At 36.3% G+C, this 18,215-nt stretch carries 19 protein-coding genes and 1 other annotated feature; of the genes, 5 read left to right on the top strand and 14 right to left on the bottom strand.

Features of this window, described 5'->3' with window-relative positions:
• Positions 1 to 105: 105 nt before the first annotated feature.
• From MHB40_RS01735 to MHB40_RS01700, 8 genes are all read right to left on the bottom strand, one after another.
• Positions 106 to 351 (bottom strand): hypothetical protein, encoded by a 246-nt coding sequence (locus tag MHB40_RS01735; protein WP_342533763.1) that lies wholly within the window; start codon positions 349 to 351, stop codon positions 106 to 108.
• Entirely contained in the window at positions 335 to 880 is a 546-nt protein-coding gene (locus tag MHB40_RS01730; protein ID WP_342533762.1) for an RNA polymerase sigma factor, read from the bottom strand. The genes MHB40_RS01735 and MHB40_RS01730 overlap by 17 nt, the downstream gene beginning before the upstream one ends.
• A complete protein-coding gene (locus MHB40_RS01725) occupies positions 861 to 1,235 on the bottom strand; it encodes a group-specific protein (RefSeq protein ID WP_205446572.1) in 375 nt (124 codons plus the stop codon). The genes MHB40_RS01730 and MHB40_RS01725 overlap by 20 nt, the downstream gene beginning before the upstream one ends.
• A gap of 11 nt (positions 1,236 to 1,246) precedes the next feature.
• The gene (locus MHB40_RS01720) at positions 1,247 to 2,002 is read right to left on the bottom strand and encodes an ABC transporter permease (protein WP_342533761.1); all 756 of its coding nucleotides are present in this window, start codon (positions 2,000 to 2,002) and stop codon (positions 1,247 to 1,249) included.
• Positions 2,002 to 2,712 carry an ATP-binding cassette domain-containing protein gene (locus MHB40_RS01715; RefSeq protein ID WP_342533760.1) on the bottom strand — a complete coding sequence of 237 codons (711 nt, stop codon included), beginning with the start codon at positions 2,710 to 2,712 and terminating at the stop codon, positions 2,002 to 2,004. The genes MHB40_RS01720 and MHB40_RS01715 overlap by 1 nt, the downstream gene beginning before the upstream one ends.
• Positions 2,713 to 2,754: 42 nt before the next feature.
• Positions 2,755 to 2,952: a hypothetical protein gene (locus MHB40_RS01710; protein WP_342533759.1), complete on the bottom strand. Its 198-nt coding sequence runs from the start codon at positions 2,950 to 2,952 to the stop codon at positions 2,755 to 2,757.
• A 697-nt stretch (positions 2,953 to 3,649) separates the two neighbouring features.
• On the bottom strand, positions 3,650 to 4,801 hold the full coding sequence (locus tag MHB40_RS01705; protein ID WP_342533758.1) for an ATP-grasp domain-containing protein: 1,152 nt from the start codon (positions 4,799 to 4,801) through the stop codon (positions 3,650 to 3,652).
• A gap of 118 nt (positions 4,802 to 4,919) precedes the next feature.
• Complete coding sequence (locus MHB40_RS01700; RefSeq protein ID WP_342533757.1) at positions 4,920 to 5,504, bottom strand: GNAT family protein; 585 nt, start codon at positions 5,502 to 5,504, stop codon at positions 4,920 to 4,922.
• Between the two features lie 96 nt (positions 5,505 to 5,600).
• Here MHB40_RS01700 and MHB40_RS01695 point away from each other — a divergent pair, with 96 nt between their 5' ends.
• Entirely contained in the window at positions 5,601 to 6,962 is a 1,362-nt protein-coding gene (locus tag MHB40_RS01695) for a PLP-dependent aminotransferase family protein (RefSeq protein WP_342533756.1), read from the top strand.
• A gap of 105 nt (positions 6,963 to 7,067) precedes the next feature.
• Positions 7,068 to 7,874 carry an EcsC family protein gene (locus tag MHB40_RS01690; RefSeq protein ID WP_342533755.1) on the top strand — a complete coding sequence of 269 codons (807 nt, stop codon included), beginning with the start codon at positions 7,068 to 7,070 and terminating at the stop codon, positions 7,872 to 7,874.
• A gap of 50 nt (positions 7,875 to 7,924) precedes the next feature.
• On the opposite strand, the gene MHB40_RS01685 is transcribed toward MHB40_RS01690, so the two are convergent.
• Positions 7,925 to 8,893, bottom strand: coding sequence for a zinc-binding dehydrogenase (locus MHB40_RS01685; protein WP_342533754.1), 969 nt, complete (start codon positions 8,891 to 8,893; stop codon positions 7,925 to 7,927).
• A 64-nt stretch (positions 8,894 to 8,957) separates the two neighbouring features.
• Between MHB40_RS01685 and MHB40_RS01680 the strand changes: the two genes are divergently transcribed.
• Both MHB40_RS01680 and MHB40_RS01675 read left to right on the top strand, forming a co-directional pair.
• Positions 8,958 to 9,581, top strand: coding sequence for a hypothetical protein (locus tag MHB40_RS01680; RefSeq protein ID WP_342533753.1), 624 nt, complete (start codon positions 8,958 to 8,960; stop codon positions 9,579 to 9,581).
• 52 nt (positions 9,582 to 9,633) lie between these two features.
• Positions 9,634 to 9,897 (top strand) — a binding site (T-box leader).
• A gap of 66 nt (positions 9,898 to 9,963) precedes the next feature.
• A complete protein-coding gene (locus tag MHB40_RS01675; RefSeq protein WP_342533752.1) occupies positions 9,964 to 11,208 on the top strand; it encodes an MFS transporter in 1,245 nt (414 codons plus the stop codon).
• Positions 11,209 to 11,306: 98 nt separating this feature from the next.
• Here MHB40_RS01675 and MHB40_RS01670 read toward each other — a convergent pair whose 3' ends face one another.
• Positions 11,307 to 12,035, bottom strand: coding sequence for an IclR family transcriptional regulator (locus tag MHB40_RS01670; RefSeq protein WP_342533751.1), 729 nt, complete (start codon positions 12,033 to 12,035; stop codon positions 11,307 to 11,309).
• A 437-nt stretch (positions 12,036 to 12,472) separates the two neighbouring features.
• Between MHB40_RS01670 and MHB40_RS01665 the strand changes: the two genes are divergently transcribed.
• Positions 12,473 to 14,077, top strand: coding sequence for a M20/M25/M40 family metallo-hydrolase (locus tag MHB40_RS01665; RefSeq protein WP_205446560.1), 1,605 nt, complete (start codon positions 12,473 to 12,475; stop codon positions 14,075 to 14,077).
• A 370-nt stretch (positions 14,078 to 14,447) separates the two neighbouring features.
• Here the strand turns inward: MHB40_RS01665 and MHB40_RS01660 are convergent, their stop codons facing one another.
• The 4 genes from MHB40_RS01660 to MHB40_RS01645 all read right to left on the bottom strand — a co-directional run bounded on the left by MHB40_RS01660 (position 14,448) and on the right by MHB40_RS01645 (position 18,183).
• Positions 14,448 to 15,407 (bottom strand): methyl-accepting chemotaxis protein, encoded by a 960-nt coding sequence (locus tag MHB40_RS01660; RefSeq protein WP_342442286.1) that lies wholly within the window; start codon positions 15,405 to 15,407, stop codon positions 14,448 to 14,450.
• A gap of 127 nt (positions 15,408 to 15,534) precedes the next feature.
• Positions 15,535 to 16,719, bottom strand: coding sequence for an NAD(P)/FAD-dependent oxidoreductase (locus MHB40_RS01655; protein WP_342442285.1), 1,185 nt, complete (start codon positions 16,717 to 16,719; stop codon positions 15,535 to 15,537).
• A 45-nt stretch (positions 16,720 to 16,764) separates the two neighbouring features.
• On the bottom strand, positions 16,765 to 17,193 hold the full coding sequence (locus tag MHB40_RS01650) for a DUF1641 domain-containing protein (RefSeq protein WP_205446557.1): 429 nt from the start codon (positions 17,191 to 17,193) through the stop codon (positions 16,765 to 16,767).
• A 321-nt stretch (positions 17,194 to 17,514) separates the two neighbouring features.
• Entirely contained in the window at positions 17,515 to 18,183 is a 669-nt protein-coding gene (locus MHB40_RS01645; RefSeq protein ID WP_342442284.1) for a Crp/Fnr family transcriptional regulator, read from the bottom strand.
• Positions 18,184 to 18,215: the final 32 nt, after the last annotated feature.

Raw genomic sequence — 18,215 nt, 5'->3', positions numbered from 1 at the left:
CGGATTTACAACGGTAAGCAACATAAAGTACCCAACCAACGCTTTGGGAATATTGTTTATACTTAAAATTAGCCTACTCATCTCTAGAGTAGGCTATCGATTTATCTAAAGTAACAGCCCTTGTAAAAAAGCGAGTAAAATAACGAATGGCAAAGGAAGTATCTTTAATGAAAGTAAGCCAGAGGAGCTGGCAGTTACGTGTTCTAAAGGGTCCTTAGTTGGCGATGCTAAGTAGCGAATAAAGCGCTCGTACAGCGTTAACCTTTTGTTTAATTGATGCGTTGGTATTTCAATTTTATATTGTTCGAGTTGCTTTGAAAGTGCTTTTTCTTTTCTAAACTCTTCTTTCATGCTGGAAGTCCTCCTTTAGTACGAGCTTTAAAGCTTTCATGGCATTATGTAAACGTGATTTCACCGTACCCACTGGGATATTTAAAATTTGCGCTATTTCTTCCTGTGGTAAATCCTCATAATAAGCAAGCAAAATGACCGCACGCTGTTTTTCAGGTAGTTTGGAAACGGCCTGCTGAATAACGAGTGTTTCCTCATTTTGTAACGTCATATTTGGTGTAGGTACTAGAAAAGGCAAGAGCGTTTGCCACCTTTTTCGACGGTTTAATTTATTCAGCATACGACGATATGCGATTTGAAAGAGAAAAGATTTCACCGTGCCAATATTTGCATCAAAGTGCAGCTTTTTTGATTGGATGATTTCGAAAGTGTCATGTACAATATCGATGCTCAACTGTTCCTCTCGCGTATACCGATAAAGAAAGCAATAAAGAGGTTCGTTTAGACGCTCGTAAAGAATGCCTAATGCCTCTTTTTCTCCTGCTAAGTAGGCTTGCATGATCTCCTCATTACTCATCATCAATATCATCTAGTCGTGCTTGAATACTTTTAATCGTTGCAGATATGCGCATAACAAAATAAACAACTATCACTATGATCCAAGCCTGTGCCTGATTCGTGAAAAATTGCACGTATGGATTGTCGATTGTTTCACCAGAGGACAATAAAATATTTAAACCTTGCACACAGACAATTGTGTAAATCGCTAGAAGAAGCGTAATCGTATCAAAAACGTTCCAACGTAAATAAATTACTGTTTTTGCATAATTTATTTTGCCATTTTCACGTACAATATATTTTCGAAAGAAAGGAATGAGGATGGCAAATAGCAGTACCATCATGATTCCTCCAACAAATAACGAAATTATAAAACCAATATCCATTTTTTTCAGTCCTATCGCATGTAAATTTTTCTCGCTAGCATAATGAAGAACAGGCCTGCAAACGTTAAAATGATGAAGTATTGGTACATCGGTAACCATGTTTGCTCAATTAAATTTAGCTGAAATTGCATTGTATCATTTAAATAGAGCATTGGATTCCAAGATAGAAAGGCATAATATTCTTGAGGCTCATTGCCAGCTAATGTAATAAATAAAGATGGCATCGTAATGGAAAACATGAGTATGAGCATAATTGGTACGAGCATGCTTTGCGCTACTTTTCCATTTTTAACCAGACCTGCAATGATAAAGCATAATGGATAGAGTGCGAGTAATACGAAATTACAAATAAAAATAATTGCAATAGCTGATTCAAATGTCATTTCAATTAATAGTCGATAACCGAGTAGAACAAGTAAGAGTGCCAAATTCATTAATAAAAATACACCCAGTCCCATGCCGATAAAATAATTCAGGGGCGAAATATCAGTACGCTTAAGCCATTGTAAAGTCTTTGTTGTTTTTAAATCTGCCAAATAAATGGTAGCACTTGAAAAAGCAAAAGAGAAGGTTAATAGCATAATTGAAATCGGAAAAAACTGCCCTTTAATGATAAAATCTACTGATGTAGCATCACTTTTCATACCTAGGGTACAAACCCAGGAGACGAAGATAAAGAGAAAGGCCGGTAGTAAGTTTCCAATAAATACACCATAGTTGCGAATTGTCTCGAGTATAAAACTCTTTGTTACTGCTATTTTCATCATTAGTTTCCTCCTAACATTTGTCCAGTCACTTCAAAATAAACGCCCTCTAATCCTAAAAATAATGGATTTTTATACTTTTCTTGTAAGGCTGTTGATGTATCCCCTTCAATAAATGCACCATCTTTCATGAAATAAACAAAATCAAATAAAGATTCTACGCCACTTACCTCATGGCTAATGATAATTAAGCATTTTTTGTACTTTTGTACCTGATCCTTTAAAAAATCGAGTAAAAGGCTTTTTTTCTTTAAATCTAAGTCCGCAAACGGCTCATCTAGTAAAATGAATGGTTTGTTCATCAAAAATGCCAAATAGAGCGAAAGTGCTTTTCGTTGTCCACCAGATGCATTTTTTATGAGCGTATTCTCATATTTTTTAAATTCAAGTAGCTCATGGAGTAAATCGAGCTTGGCTGGTTGTTTGATGAGTGTTGAAAATAATTGAATGACTTCTTTGATTTTTAAAAATGAATAGCTTTCAAAACTTTGGTACTGTAATGCACATAAATCGGCTACATCCCCTTCTAGCTTAGAGTGAATTGTACCACGCTCGAATTTTTCATCTCCTGTAATACATCTAAAAAGTGTAGATTTACCTGCACCATTTTCACCTAGGATTAGATAGCATTGGCCAAGCTGGAAGATAGCAGAAACACTTTTTAATATTGTCGTATTTGTGTAAGATTTTTTTAGGTCTTGTAAAATTAACATTTAAACTCTCTCCCTTTTTATTTTGAATTGAAATGATAAATCTTACCAAACTTTCAGCTTTCCAAGCTCTTTTACTTTAAGAGAAGCGACTTCGCCACAACTTTGACAATACGTAACGAGCAAAGGTGTTCCCGTAGAAAAGATTTTATTAGCAGGCCTTACATTGGCATAACCATGACCTAGCTCACCTACAGCGAATGAATCTTTACCGCAGACTTTGCAATTATTGATTTCCCCCATTGTATATTTCCTCCTTTTTTGGATATTCACTTACTATACAAATGAGTGATTTGAAAAGTTCATTTAAAATGGGAAATTTTTTTAGTATTAATTGGTGGATAGGGCCAGGAGATTTGTTATCTACATATTTGTGAAATTAACAGCAATGAAAAGGTACGAAAAATTATTATTTCGAGATTAACTTAGATTACATCCAAATTTAGCTAAAGAATATGTTACCTTGCTTCTAAATATAAGTTCTATAGGCCTACATATATATAAGAAAGAACCATTTATTAAAACTATTAAGGAAATAACTGAGAAGGAAACGTATAAGAAATTTGGTGCAACAATGATTAATAATGCATACAAAAATTAACCTAATAACGTTCCCAAATCAAAGTTTGGACACGCCAAAAAAAGGCACGAATGTTGTACCATCAACGTTCGTGCCTTTCCTTGTGAACATTATTTATACATGTTTTTATGCACGTTCTTCAAAAATAGGCCATAGCAATGCTTTAGTGGTATTTGGAACACTGCTGCACTATCGACTTTAATGAATAAAATTATGCATATTTCTTAACGTTATAAATCCGCATTTTTCTGACGCTAACTCTTGCCAAAGTTTTAGTATATATACTAAAACTTAAACCCTTTATCCAAAGGGGTTCTATTGCATTTAGTACATATAAGATTAAAGACCATTCTTTTCTTCCTATAATAATTCCTTTTCCAGCTTTTCAATCTCTTTTAGCGTATCTGCGTACCATACACCGACAAATCTAGAAGCTACGGGCTCCTCAAAATAATCTCCATCATAGAAAGATAAGGGAAATAACATTCCCTGTTCTATAAATTTTTTGATTGTTTGATAGAAGTAATCATTCTGTTGTGGGCTTTGCGCTGAATAGGAGCTAAATTTATTGATGGGCTTTCCTAAAGCTTCATGAAACATCAGCATAGAGGTTGAACCATTTTGACGGAAATTTAAGTCTATCGCTTGAACATCACCAGCTTCAGTGACAATTAAATCAAAGCCTGCCACACCAACAAAGCCCTCCTCAACACCGCGTTCCATAATATGTTTTCCTACTTCAATTACTTTTTCGGGTACTTTATCTACAATGATATTCCCCTCATAAATGCCGTTGTCATCCGTAATTTGCTGGGAAGCTCCTAAGTATTGAATGCCAAGCTCCTCCGAGTAAACAAATTGACAACTATAGTTGTCCTTTGTCTGTAAAAGCTCCTCAATGATTATACTTTCAGTTCCCGTCATCCGAAATTGACGTAAACCTTCTGTCAGTTCCTCTTTGTTATGACAAATGGTTACGCCATATCCTCCCGATGTTGGAGAATCATCGCCAGGCTTTAGTACTACAGGTGGCTGCCAATTTTTAATGGCATCTGAAAGTCTATACGTCTCCACATTTAGACGACTTGGCACAAATTTGCTATCGATTAAATGATCGATATATGCTTTTGTATTCAACTCATTAAATTTCTCTGCATCCATCCAATAACATTGACGATCCATATGCTCCAGGTCATGTATATATTGGCACACAATGGTCTTCCCTTCCTCACACCAAGTTTGGATCAGTGCCAAATATTCCTCCTGTGTCTCATAGCTATAGGGCTGTTCAATCCATGGTAGTCCTGCTAGTTGATGAAGCTCTTGGGCTTTTTCTGTTTGTGTGGCTCGATGTACTAGCACCGGGATATCAGCAATAGCAACTTCTCTTGAGGTTAAAGCATCCAGCTTATGAGGATCATCCATCATCCACGGATTATCACTATACGGTGTTCTTGGTGTATACACAGCATTATCGCCATAAATTTGTCTTAAAGTATATTTTGGTTTCAAGTAGATTACCCTCTTTCAATTTTTCGGTACTCTACTCTACCCTTCCCTTTATTTTTTGACACTTTTTATAAGAAAAAACGGTTTTATGAATTAAATAAATACCATTTTATACCTATATTTATCCAAATTGCACTAAGAGCTTCTCTAAATGTTTTTTCACCTGTGGCCATTCTTCAATTGTAATACTATACATAACGGTATGCCTTGTTGTACCATCCTTGCGAATCATATGATTACGCAAGATTCCCTCTTTTGTGGCACCAATGCGCTCAATTGCCTTTTGGGAACGGATATTATCATGATCCGTTTTTATTTGCACGCGTTGTAAATGAAGGTGCTCAAAACAGTATTGTAAGAGCAAATACTTACAGTTAGTATTAATAGCTGTACGCCAGTATGCGGGTGTTAGCCATGTATAGCCAATTTCTAATCGCTGATGCTTGTCATCAATATCCATAAAACGAGTAGAACCAATAATATCCCCTGATTGTTTATCCACAATCACAAATGGAAATTCTGTTTTTTCGTCTTTGGCTCTTAATGCGTTTTCCACAAAGTTATTCACATCCTCCTTTTTTTCTATCGTTGTGGACATATGTGACCAAATTTCTGGATAACTCCCTGTCTCTAAAATTTCTGGTAAATCGCTCAATTCTAAAGGTTTTAGTTTAACCACTTCATTTTCTAATGTTATAAATTCCATTACACTTCACTCCTTTTTTACTTATTTAACGGTAAAATTGATATGATAGATATAACCAATTACTAAAAAATCAACCATACCAAAGGAGGCATCTATGTGGAGCTAGCCATTATATTTAGAGGGGATTTGGCGAAATACATTCAAATCTATGAAGAAATAAAGCATGCTATTATCACTAAAAAATTACTTGCTCACAAACAATTGCCTTCTAAGCGAGCTCTCGCCCTAACATTGGATGTGAGTGTACACACTATAAAAGAAGCCTATGAGCAATTACTTGCAGAAGGCTATATTTATAGCAAAGAGCGATCTGGCTATTTTATTGCTCCCTTTGAATTTGATTGGCTACAGCAAGTACCCCAGCATGTGTCTGCTACAAGTAATAGTATCCCTAACAATATACAATTTGATTTTACTAATGGGCATGTGGATAACGAGGCTTTTCCCTATACTGCTTGGCACAAGCTTATAAAAAAGCATTTTAATAGTAACAACTTATCAACAAGCCCTTGGGCAGGAGAGACGATTTTACGCACAGAGATTGCTCGCTATGTAGAACGTTCTCGTGGGGTTAGTTGTGATGCTTCACAGGTATTTGTTTATAGTGGTACACAAAGCCAGCTTCAGGCTCTTTGTCATTTTCTTGGTCCAGCGACACGTGTTGGATTAGAGGAGCCAGGCTTTAAACGAGTACGTGCCGTTTTCCAACAATGTGGATTGTCCACAGAGGCGATTCCTGTGGATTATTCAGGAATTACCCTACCTCGAAAAATAATTCACATGTTATACACAACACCCGCTCATCAATTTCCTTTAGGCATGATTATGACCATGGAAAGAAGAGCAGCATTGTTACAATGGGCCAACTTGAACGAGGCTCTTATTATAGAAGATGATTATGATTCCGAATTTCGTTATAAGGGGCTGCCAATTCCCTCTTTAGCCAAAATGGATCAACTTCAGCATGTCATCTATTTCGGAACATTCTCAAAAACATTGCTCCCATCATTACGCATTAGTTATATGATCCTTCCAAAGTCTCTAGTAGGACCGTTTATGACTTTTCATGATGAGCAAAAATCAGTTGTCTCCAAAGTAGACCAGCTTGTCTTGGCGGACTTTCTTGCACAAGGTCTATTCGATAAGCATTTAGCAAAAATGCGAACAATCTATCGTAAAAAGCAGCAAGCATTATTGACCGCCATCTCTACACATTTTTCAAATGAATTTCAAGTAATCGGTGAAAAATCTGGACTACATATTGTCATCAAGCTACCCCAACATCTCACCGAGAGTAGAGCGATCCAGCTTGCTCAAGAGGTAGGAGTTCAAGTATATCCATGCTCTACCTCCTATCAGGATGGTACGAATGAAACGATGGTCATTATAGGATATGGTGGACTGACGCTTCAGCAAATAAATGAAGGAATTGCACTCCTTGCGTCCGTTTGGCAATAGTATGTGATTCATTAGTTTGTCGAAATCTCATTTAAATAAAGCGAAACTTTATATAGTATTTTTCGTATTTAAAGTTAAATGGACACATAAGGGGATAAGACAATCATGGAGAACCGAGAGTTATTAGAGCAGTATTTACAAGAGATTCAAGTGTGGGAAAAAGATCAAAAGGATTTATGGTTTTGGGAGAAATTAGGAAGAATACCATTTAAATTATTAGATAAAGTGACACCCGCCTTTCTTCAAAATAAAATTGCTTTATTGGTCGATGAACTAGGCAATTATATTCAGTCAGGTGGAAAGTATTTAATCAATGAACAAGCCATGATACAAAAAATCCGTGACTATTCTTCCACACAGCATATTTTAACTATATCTGATATTGGTCAGATTCCTTTAGAGGACATGATCACTCTCAGTGATCAATTACAAAATGACCGAGTAAAATTTGCTACTGTACAAGGAGCCTCTACTGGCTTTGGTGGCATCTTTACTTTAGCTATTGATATTCCAATGATTTTAGGAACTGCACTCAAAACATTGCAAGAAATAGCGATCATTCATGGCTATGATCCGAATGATAAAATGGAACGTATTTTTATTGTAAAATGTCTACAATTTACTTCTGCTGATATTGTTGGTAAAGAAGCAATCCTACAGGAGCTTTCTACTATGAACAGCTCGAAAAAGGCTTCAGATAATATGATTTCTCAGCTTCAAGGATGGCAGGAAGTATTTTACACGTATCGAGATCAACTAGGCTGGAAAAAGCTGTTTCAAATGATTCCTATTGCAGGGATGGTTTTTGGAGCCTATGCCAATAAAGGCATGATTCAGGATGTAGCCGAAACTGGTACGATGCTGTACCGAAAAAGACGTATTTATGAAAAGCTTACTGAACTAGATCGCTGATAGACGTTGAAAAGATGACACCCATTTTGGAGCGTCATCTTTTTGTATTTTTATATTTTAATAAGTATTTTCCCTTGATGCTGGCGACTTTCCATAAATTCATGGGCCTTTTGCATTTCCTCTAAGGGAAATATTTTAGCAATTGGCACCTGGAAACTATCATCTTTTAACAAAGAAAAAATATCCTGTGCAACCTGCTGTAACAGTTCTGGCTTCAAAGCTCTTGTCGTACCTAAGCTAAATCCTTTTATATTGCGGCAGCTACTGTGTAAATCTGATGTTTTTATATTGCCTGCTCTGCCTCCACTATTTCCGAATTGGACAAGCGTGCCATAAGGTGCTAAACAAGTTAAACTTTCCTCTGTGACAGCTCCTGCAATGGAATCATACACGATATCAACGCCACGACCCTTTGTTAGTTCATTGACATGTGTACTGAATTGATCATATGTAAGCACGTGATCTGCGCCGAGCTGATAAACGATTGAGGCCTTCTCCAAACTACTCACCGTACCAATAATCAGTTTAGCTCCTAGCCTTTTTGCCATTTGGATAAGCATTGTCCCGACTCCACCAGAAGCAGCATGAATTAAGACGGCATCCTGCTGACCAATTGCTGCTATTTGATGTGTTAACATATACGATAAAAATAAAACAGTTGGTACAGCTGCCACCTTCTCGATTGGTACATCACTAGGAACTTTAAAAACCAGTTGTTCCTTTGCTACAACAAATTCTGCATAAGCACCGTTTTTCGGGAAGGCGATAACTTGGTCACCCTTTTGAAAGCCACTGTTATCATTAAAAACTTCTTCTATCACCCCTGCAACATCTAAACCAAGAACCATCGGAAATTTTGCTTTAGCTTTATTACCTGTACGGTTTTTAATATCTGCGAAATTGACGCTTGTATAGGTTGTCCGTATTAAGATTTCACCCTCAGAAATAATCGGTTTTGGACAATCAATAGGTGTTAAAACATCAGGTGCTCCAAACTCATTGATAATAATAGCCTTCATAAATTTCTCCCCCTTTGCTATAGTACAATTATAAACTATCATTACTATAAATGGAGGAATCTTCATGAAAATCAAACCTAAGCAAGCCATGTATAACGGTATATCCTACAACTTTTTTGATAGAAAAAGCGATAAGTTATGCTTTATGTTCTCCGGCACGGGCTATACCTATGATAAACCTATACTTTATTATTCTACGGCATTAATGCTAGAACTTGGCTATGATGTCATTCAAATCAATTATACGTTTGAGCAACAGCAATTCGAACAGGACTCACAAGCCATATCAAAAATGGTCTATCAAGTTGCCAACCCTATTGTAGAAAACAGTTTGCAATCAAAACCTTATAGAGAAGTCGTCTATCTAGGAAAATCTTTAGGTACTATGCCTATTATCGACTTTTATATGCAGCAGACTCCTTTTATTCCTGCTCGTTATATTCTCTTCACCCCATTACTATCTCTTCAACATACAATGGCAAATCTATTAGACAAACATGCATTTTTGGCAATCGGTACTGCGGATCCTTATTATTCACAGGAAAAACTGGCGCAACTTACTACTCTCCAGCTTGCTGTTTTTGAGGACCTCGATCATTCCCTTGAAATTCCTTTGAATGTTGATTTATCCATACAGCACTGCCAATCGCTGATGACACAATTAAAAATCTTTCTACAAAATTATTAGTAATATTTTTATAGTACTATTTACCAGAATCATGTACATATGCTACACTAGCAAAAATACATTGAAGAGAAGAGTAAATAAGGCTGTTCTTCCCAGAGAGCTCGGATTGCTGAAAACGAGTAAGAACGAATTATTGAAACAAGTCTCGGAGTAGCGCATTGGATTTTGTTTGAATGATGGTGCGACGGGAACTCCCGTTATAGAGTTACAGTATAAGCATAGGCACTATGCCGTACTGAAAGGCTATTATGGTGACATAATAGTGAACTAGGGTGGCACCACGTGAGTATATAAATTCCACAATCTCGTCCCTAAGACTAATCGTCTTGGGGGTGGGATTTTTTATTTTGCAAATCATCATTTTGCTTAAGGAGGAATTTATATGAGAAAATCTTTAGAGAGCTGGCGGTATCCTGCCATTCTATTATGTAGTATTGGTGTTTCCAGTATTGGTGGATGGATCTATTTTATTGCCTTAAATCTCCTTGTATTAAATCTTACACAATCTGCTCTGGCTGTTTCTGGCTTGTATATAGTAAGAGCAATCTCATCCTTGTTCACTAATTTTTGGTCAGGAAGCCTAATCGATCGTTTTAATAAGAAAAAGCTAATGATTATTTTAAATATTTTTCAATCTATACTCATTGTCATACTCCCCTTCTTTTCTAGCCTAGTATGGATGTATGTCTTTGTCTTTATCATTACAGTTGCTAGCTCTATGTATCATCCAACATCTATGACTTATATCACTAAGTTAATACCTATCGAACAAAGGAAACGTTTTAATTCATTACGCAGCTTGCTCGACTCTGGTGCATTTCTAACTGGACCAGCTATTGCAGGCTTGCTATTTACAGTCGGAACACCTCATATGGCTATATATTTAAACGCGATTGCTTTATTTCTATCAGCCTGTATAACGTTCAAAATGCCCAATGTTGAAGCCTTTGAAAAGTTTGATCGTAATACCGAAAAAACATCGCTTTATCGCGTATTGCTTCAAGATTGGCAAATGGTCATACGCTTTAGCTTAAAAAATTCCTATGTAATGGTCATCTATTTATTGTTTAGCATCACTATTGTCTTGATGACAGCTACTGATTCTTTAGAGGCTGCCTTTGCAACACAAATATTAGCTTTATCTGAAGGAGAATATGGTATTCTAGTCAGTATTGCGGGAGTGGGTGTATTAATTGGCTCGCTAACTAATTCCGTTATTGTTGAAAAAATACCAACTTCTTGGTTAATAGGTATGGGATCTCTCATAACAGCATTAGGTTATTTGATATTTACATCATCATTTTCTTTTTTTATAGCTGCTTTAGGTTGCTTTGTCTTATCCTTTGCAACCGCCTTTGCGAATACAGGATTTTATACATTTTATCAAAATAATATACCCTCTAAGAGCATGGGTCGAATAGGAAGTATTTATGGATTTTTTGAAGCCCTTTTTATTATTATACTTACTGCTATTTTTGGGATTTTTGCTGAATGGATAACAATACGCTCCGTTGTCGTTAGTGCATCCTTTATGATGTTGGTTGTAGCTGTTATTCTACTATTGCTAAATGTACAACCTACGAAAGGTCACTATTATCAAAGGATTGTGAATAGCAGGCAACAATAATTGAAAAACTAAAGTAACCCCTTTTCATGAAAAAAATTAACCATCTAATGTCGATTAATTATTGACACTAGATGGTTTTTTATCTTAGTAAGAAATTATTATATATATCCTAACTCATGGGACAGCTGCTGAGCTGTTTTAATGACTTCCTGTGTTATACTCTCTAATTTTTCCTCATCTGTATCATATTCAAAACACTCTGCACTAATGGCTGCAATTATTTGTTTATTTGAATCAAATATAGGAGCTGCTATGGATACTGTCCCCTTTGTTTTTTCTCCAATGCTTATGGCAAAGCCTTTTTCTCTCACACCATTGAGGTTCTCAATCAATTTTTCTTTCTCTGGCTCCTCAAGTTGTTTCAAAAATTGTTCCTGTACATCGCTTTTAGAAAACGCCAGCAACACTTTATTAGGAGCTCCGATAGGATAAGGGATTTTTTCGCCAATCATATCAATAATACGGACATTTTTAGGACTATCAATTCGATCAATAATAATGGATGCAAACTGTTTGGCGATACTTAAATAGATTGTTTCGCGAACATTATATGCAAGGTTTTCTAACAGAGGATGCGCTTTTTCTCTAATATCCGTCTCGTGATACATTTTCATGCCAAGTTGCAACCATGTATAGCCCAGTCGAAATTCCTTTTTATTCTCATTTCTCTCTACTAAATCAAAACTTTCTAATGTATATAATAATCTGTAAATTGTGCTCGTTGGCAAGTCTGTTTCATTAAAAATTTCCTGCACAGTAAAAAAACGTTTCGGATGCTTCGCCAGTATATTTATAACTAACATAGCTCTTTCGATTGATTGAATCATTACAATTACTCCCTTTCATTTCCCCATATGATCACTATCTTAAGGTTTTTATAGATCCAGTTAGCACTAAGTGGAATCATTATGAAAATAATATTCATGCAACTTATTAAATTTTTATGTACCCTCAAATTTTTACATGTAGCCCCTACTTTTGAATGTAGTTTCATTTTATTTTAACTAATTTTTATGCATATAAATAGATGCTACATGAAATATATACATAGTTCCACTTAATTAGTAAGGAAAATTACGAGTATTCACAAAAATTAAAATTGACAATTTGTTGTTTTCCATTTACGATGAATTTATATTCCACTATGTAGATTTAATTTCATATAGCGAAAAATAAATGACAATAAAAATATTTAATTCCCTTCTAATTTTCTATTTATATCATCTTGAAAATAAAACATTTTACTATAAAAGGAGAAAAAATAATGAATACTTTTATGTGGGATACACCCGAAAAACTACGTGCCCTCTTATGTGAACTTGTGAGCTGGGAAAGCAGAACATTAACGAAGGGTGAAAATGAATTTGCCTTTCGCTTAAAAGATAAATTGTTAACGCTTCCATATTTTGATAAACACCCGGAATTGATTGAATTACATGATGCAGGACTTGGAAGAAACGCTGTTACAGCCTTCTATAAGCATCCAACGGCAACGGAAACGGTTGTATTAATTAGCCACTTTGATACCGTGCATACGGAGGAATATGGCGAACTAGAGCCGTTAGCCTTTTATCCGGAAGAACTAACGAAAAAGCTACTGGAGCCTAAATACCTAAAAGACTTACCAGAGGCAGCTCGCATTGATTTGGAGTCAGGGAATTATTTATTTGGTCGCGGCACAATGGATATGAAAATGGGTCTTGCCTTACACATGCAGTTAATTGAAAAGGCAAGCTTTGAGCAATGGCCGATTAATTTGATTTTAACAACTGTTCCTGATGAGGAAGTCAACTCTGCTGGTATGAGAGCGGCTGTTGTGGAACTGGTGAGACTGCGTGAACAGCATGGTTTATCCTATCAATTATTTTTAAATAGTGAGCCTTCCTTTTCACAAGGGCCATCGGATACGAATGAATATATTTATTCAGGCACAATTGGTAAAATCATGCCTGCTGCCTTGTTCTATGGAAAAGAGACACATGTCGGTGAACCATTAAAAGGGATGACGGCTACCTTTATCGCCTCCTATATGACACAGCATATGGAGTGGAACCCGCTTTTCCGTGAAACAGATTTAGGTGAAAGCACGCCACTACCCGTATCGCTACAGTTAAAAGATTTGAAAATGGAATATTCTACACAAACACCGTATCGAGCTGCGGCACTTTACAATGTCTTTTTGTTAAAACGGACAGCTGCAGAAGTGATGGCTATTTTTGAGGAAGTTGCGTTACAGGCTATGGCTGCTTGCAATGCGCACTATCAGGACATTTGTACACGAGAAAATGTGCAGGGTGTGGGCAAAGTAAAGGTCTTACGCTACGAGGCATTATTGGAGCACGCCATCGATAAATTAGGCGCTGAGGAAGTACAAGCGATTAAGCAGCAGGTTCTGCAACATAGTGCATGGGATGATCGTGAAAAATCCATTCGCATTGTGGATCAGCTCATGATTCGCTGTCAGGAATTAGCACCTGCCACAGTTCTGTTATATGCGCCACCTTACTACCCAGCCATTAATTCATCCAATCATCCATTAGTGAAACAGTCGATTGAATTAATGAAGCAAACAGCTCGGACATTCGATATTGAGGTGGAGCAGATCCACTACTTTAACGGCATTTGTGATTTAAGCTATGTCAACTATTCCGATGCATCCAATGAATGGCTAGCATTTGAGCGGAACACACCAGTATGGGGCGACACGTATCATATTCCATTTAAAGAAATGGCGGCATTACAAGGTCCTGTATTAAATGTCGGTCCATTTGGTAAGGATGCCCATCAAAAAACAGAACGATTGCATGTGGATAGTGCGTTTAAAGAAATGCCTGTCATGATTGATACATTGATTAAAAGTTTATTTTAAGTAAAGAGGAGCTTCATGCAAAAATTGCTTTCACATCCTCCCATCTGAATTGTTACCTACTAATCTAGGATGAACAAAACAGAATTGAAAGAGGTTTTATATGGCGTAATGCTTTACCTTATCCTTGTTTAGGATTGGTCATCGAGTCAGCGTTAGCACAGGTTTAATCGCAGGAGAGTTTTGTGGAAGACCGCGGCTGGTGTTCAAGCCTTTGAAAGATGCGGTATGAAAGATGTAATTGTGGAATGAAATGACTGAAGTTGGCGATTTGAAATAATTAAATGAACCCTGTAGTAGTCACTAAGAAGTTGAGGAGGTGCTATGCAGGGTTCTTGCTTTTTTAAACTTCCATTGAATGAAGTTAGATTATTTATCTTTCTGTTGGGAAATGCTTTACTTGATCGACTGCCTCTAATAATTTTTTCGTCACAATTTCTGATTCATCAATATGGCTTTTTAGTACGCGATTTGTTTCATCAAATAAGGCAGTAGTCGTATTAAATTTATGCATAACATCTTCGTTTGATAGCTTTTGATCTTTGATTGAAGCTAATAGCTCATTAATTCCCGTTTGAACATTCGTCATAATGTGCAGTAATTGATCAATTTTTACTGAGGTTTTAGCGCTTTTGTCAATACCTTCCGTGACAAGCTGCATGTTATTTTTATTATCCTCGTAAGCAAGTCCAATTTGTTCTTCAATTTTCTTTGTTAAATTAGCAATATCTTCTGTGCTAGTTTTCGTGTTTTCAGCTAGTTTGCGAACTTCCTCAGCAACAACTGAAAAGCCCTTACCATGCTCCCCAGCTCTTGCTGCCTCAATAGATGCATTCAAAGCTAGTAAATTTGTTTGATTTGAAATTTCTCCAATAACATTTACAATTTCTGCTATTTGCTTTGAGCGCTCACTTAAATTACTCATGCTTAAAGATGTTTTTTGAGACTGCTCTCCTAACGCATCAATCAGCTGTTCTACCTCCTGGACAGCCTGCTTGCTTTCAACCGATAACGTCATCATTTGATCCGAGGAAGAAATTAATAAATTGCCTTTATCAAGCGCATTTTCAGAAATTTTATTGGATTGAATAGTGCTATCCTCAACTTTATTAAACTCTCCTACAATATCGGCGACCATTTCTCCTAAAATAGTATGCTGATCATTTACCTTGTTATGTTGTTCAATCGTTTCAATGATATCCTTATGTAACTCATTTAAAAAAATTTGAAATTCATGATCTTTCTTGTCCAGCTTTGCATTTAGTTCATCAATTTTAGCCTTAAATTGCTCTATATCTACTTTTTTTGATTGAAACATTGTTAACACAGCCATCACCTCAGAAAATAGAATATTGAATATGTAATTATTTTACTGGATTTAAAGTGATTAATATACATTTTTAGAAAAAAACACTCACTACTAGCAGCTTCATATCGTGATAGTAGTGAGTGTGATGTTTTTAATAGGCTAAACCGAATAAAGCTTTAATATGTGTTAGGTAACGAATATTAGAAGCTTCTTTCATTAATGTTGCAGGAAGGCCTTTAAGCTCTGTGTTGCTCGCACCTATTGTAGCAACAGCATCTTTACGACCTAAGCTTGCAAGTGTACCAGAGTTTACAGCTGAGAATGATTGCATGTCTTGGTTTTTGTATTGTGCAAATACATTATAACCAGCACATTCACCCATTTGCCATGCAACTTGTGCTGTTGGAGCGTATAGTGGACGACCTCCATCAGCTGGTAGTGCAACAGATGCGTCACCAATAACAAATACATCTTCGTGAGATGTAGATTGTAAGAATTCATTAATCGTTGCTTTACCACGATCAGCTGCTAGACCTGATTCGCCTACGATTGGAAGTGGAGCTACCCCACCTGTCCAAACAAGTGTATTTGCAACAATTGGTTCACGATCTTTTAAAGAAATAACGTTGCCGTCAACACCTGTTACTGGTGTACCTGTAATAAATTCTACACCACGTTTTGCTAAGCTTTCAGTAGCACGTTGGATAAGTGTATCCGGAAGCACTGGCAAGATTTTTGGACCAGCTTCAACAAGTTTAATTTTAAGATCAGCAAAATTAACACCGTGTTTTGCAGCGATTTTCGGGAAGTTGTCCACGATTTCACCAACAAGCTCAACACCTGTTAAACCGCCACCGCCAATAACGATTGTTGCATCTGCTTCATCTTTAGATTGTGCATATGCTTTAATGCGGTCTTCAATATGTTTGTTAATTTTATTGGCATCATTTACTGATTTAAGAACCATAGAGTTTTCTTCTAATCCTGGGATACCAAAGAACCCAGTTTGGCTACCTAAAGATACTACAAGTGTATCGTAAGTTAATGTATAGCCATTATCTAGATCAACTTTTTTAGTATCCACATTGAATTTTGATACTTTTGCAATGTGTAGGTCGATATCTAAACCTTTAAAGATTTTTTTAAGTGGTAATGCAACAGCACCTTCTGCAATTGTACCACCTGCTAAACGGTGAAGCTCAGTGATAATTTGGTGTGTTGGGAATTGGTTTACTACAGTAATTTTTGCTTCATCAGCTGATAGATACTTACGTGCTGTTAATGCAGTTAAAACGCCAGCGTAACCTGCACCTAAGATGACGATTTCTTTTGACATGATTAATTAATCCTCCGTCCTTACGAATTGAATTTACCTTGAGTCTTATTTAGCTTTACGTTCTGAGCTTACTTGTAAGAAAGCATTAACAAAACGGAAAACATTTTGAACTTGAGGGTCTTTTAACATTTTCACAAGACCGAATAAGCCAATTACTTCATGGCTTTCAGATGCACGGTCTTTCGCTTCAATTGCAGTTGCTGCAAGGTTTTTCGCAGAACCAACTACAGGACCAGCCATTTCTGTTACTGCTCCAACAGTATCGTTTTTAAGCACTTCGTCTGTTGCAACAGCTTGAGCAAACTCGTATGATTTCGTTAATAATGTCATCATTTCAGTTAACTTTGGTAATTGCTCAACTAAAGTTGTAAGTGATTCTTGAACTTCAGGCTTTAATAATTGATCTAGTACATCTAATTGCTCTTTACTCACAGTTACTTGTTCAGCCTGTGTTTGGTTATTCGTTTCTGACATTTTGAACTCTCCTTTGCCATCACTAGTACTATTTTTTATTGCTTACATGTAAAAAAGACCATTAAGGTAAAACTTAACAGTCGTTACAGCGTATATCTTACACAATCACCAGTCACAAGGGCTGGATAGCGATTCGTATGACTTGTTATTACAATGTTTACTTTAAATCGCAAAAAGCGCATCATAATACCATCCTTATCTTGTCTTGGTGACATTACAACCTTCATTATAAGACTGTTTGTACATTATTTCAATGAGCTATATCACAATTTCGACAATCTTTTCAAAATTCATTGATTTTATCAACTATTAACTGTCTTGCTATAATAAATTTTCCAAAGCATCATAATTTTTAATGATAATTCTTTTTCCTGTCATCTCTATATACCCTTCTTTTTGGAATACAGATAAACGACGACTTAAGGTTTCTCTTGTAGTATTCAATAAGGAAGCTAAATCTTTTTTTGTTAGTGTCAATAGAAATGTGTCACTCTTGGCCAAGGTAGCTGATTTTAAAATAAAGGCAGCAAGTCTTTCACTCACCTCTTTAGAAATAGCTTCACTCAAGTGATTTTCTGTCTCCTCTAAACGTGCAGAAAGCTGGGCAAGCATATGAAACAAGGTAATAGGTGTACCAGCTAATATCTTCATAAGTTCCTCACCATCAAGCGAGCAAATTTCTGTTTTTTCCAGTGCCTCTACTGTCGATTTTTGTGGTTCATCATTAAACAAGGTAACATCACCAAAAAATTCCCCTGCTTCTAATATTCTCATGACATACTCCCGACCATCTGCAGATATATGAGAAACTTTTGCTCGTCCATGTCTTACGATAAATAATTTTTTCTTACGATCACCTGCAAGTAATATAATGTCTCCCTTATCAAAATGATGATGCGTTATAATACGTGAAATTCCCTCCATTTCATGCCCTTTTAGATTTTGAAATATCGGTACCTTTGAGAAGCAATATTGTTTTTGACAGACCATTCATATACCCCCAAATTTGATTTAGATCACAT

Source organism: Lysinibacillus sp. FSL K6-0057 (genome assembly GCF_038630885.1).
In the GTDB taxonomy this organism is placed as follows: Bacteria; Bacillota; Bacilli; order Bacillales_A; family Planococcaceae; genus Lysinibacillus; species Lysinibacillus fusiformis_F.
This window is presented reverse-complemented; position numbering and strand designations above follow the sequence as displayed.

Excerpts from the sequence above, each read along its gene's own strand:
- MHB40_RS01735 (WP_342533763.1), bottom strand. The coding sequence starts at position 351 with ATGAAAGAAGAGTTTAGAAAAGAAAAAGCACTTTCAAAGCAACTCGAA.
- MHB40_RS01730 (WP_342533762.1), bottom strand. The coding sequence starts at position 880 with ATGATATTGATGATGAGTAATGAGGAGATCATGCAAGCCTACTTAGCA.
- MHB40_RS01725 (WP_205446572.1), bottom strand. The coding sequence starts at position 1,235 with ATGGATATTGGTTTTATAATTTCGTTATTTGTTGGAGGAATCATGATG.
- MHB40_RS01720 (WP_342533761.1), bottom strand. The coding sequence starts at position 2,002 with ATGATGAAAATAGCAGTAACAAAGAGTTTTATACTCGAGACAATTCGC.
- MHB40_RS01715 (WP_342533760.1), bottom strand. The coding sequence starts at position 2,712 with ATGTTAATTTTACAAGACCTAAAAAAATCTTACACAAATACGACAATA.
- MHB40_RS01710 (WP_342533759.1), bottom strand. The coding sequence starts at position 2,952 with ATGGGGGAAATCAATAATTGCAAAGTCTGCGGTAAAGATTCATTCGCT.
- MHB40_RS01700 (WP_342533757.1), bottom strand. The coding sequence starts at position 5,504 with ATGGAATTTATAACATTAGAAAATGAAGTGGTTAAACTAAAACCTTTA.
- MHB40_RS01690 (WP_342533755.1), top strand. The coding sequence starts at position 7,068 with ATGGAGAACCGAGAGTTATTAGAGCAGTATTTACAAGAGATTCAAGTG.
- MHB40_RS01685 (WP_342533754.1), bottom strand. The coding sequence starts at position 8,893 with ATGAAGGCTATTATTATCAATGAGTTTGGAGCACCTGATGTTTTAACA.
- MHB40_RS01680 (WP_342533753.1), top strand. The coding sequence starts at position 8,958 with ATGAAAATCAAACCTAAGCAAGCCATGTATAACGGTATATCCTACAAC.
- MHB40_RS01675 (WP_342533752.1), top strand. The coding sequence starts at position 9,964 with ATGAGAAAATCTTTAGAGAGCTGGCGGTATCCTGCCATTCTATTATGT.
- MHB40_RS01670 (WP_342533751.1), bottom strand. The coding sequence starts at position 12,035 with ATGATTCAATCAATCGAAAGAGCTATGTTAGTTATAAATATACTGGCG.
- MHB40_RS01665 (WP_205446560.1), top strand. The coding sequence starts at position 12,473 with ATGAATACTTTTATGTGGGATACACCCGAAAAACTACGTGCCCTCTTA.
- MHB40_RS01660 (WP_342442286.1), bottom strand. The coding sequence starts at position 15,407 with ATGGCTGTGTTAACAATGTTTCAATCAAAAAAAGTAGATATAGAGCAA.
- MHB40_RS01655 (WP_342442285.1), bottom strand. The coding sequence starts at position 16,719 with ATGTCAAAAGAAATCGTCATCTTAGGTGCAGGTTACGCTGGCGTTTTA.
- MHB40_RS01650 (WP_205446557.1), bottom strand. The coding sequence starts at position 17,193 with ATGTCAGAAACGAATAACCAAACACAGGCTGAACAAGTAACTGTGAGT.
- MHB40_RS01645 (WP_342442284.1), bottom strand. The coding sequence starts at position 18,183 with ATGGTCTGTCAAAAACAATATTGCTTCTCAAAGGTACCGATATTTCAA.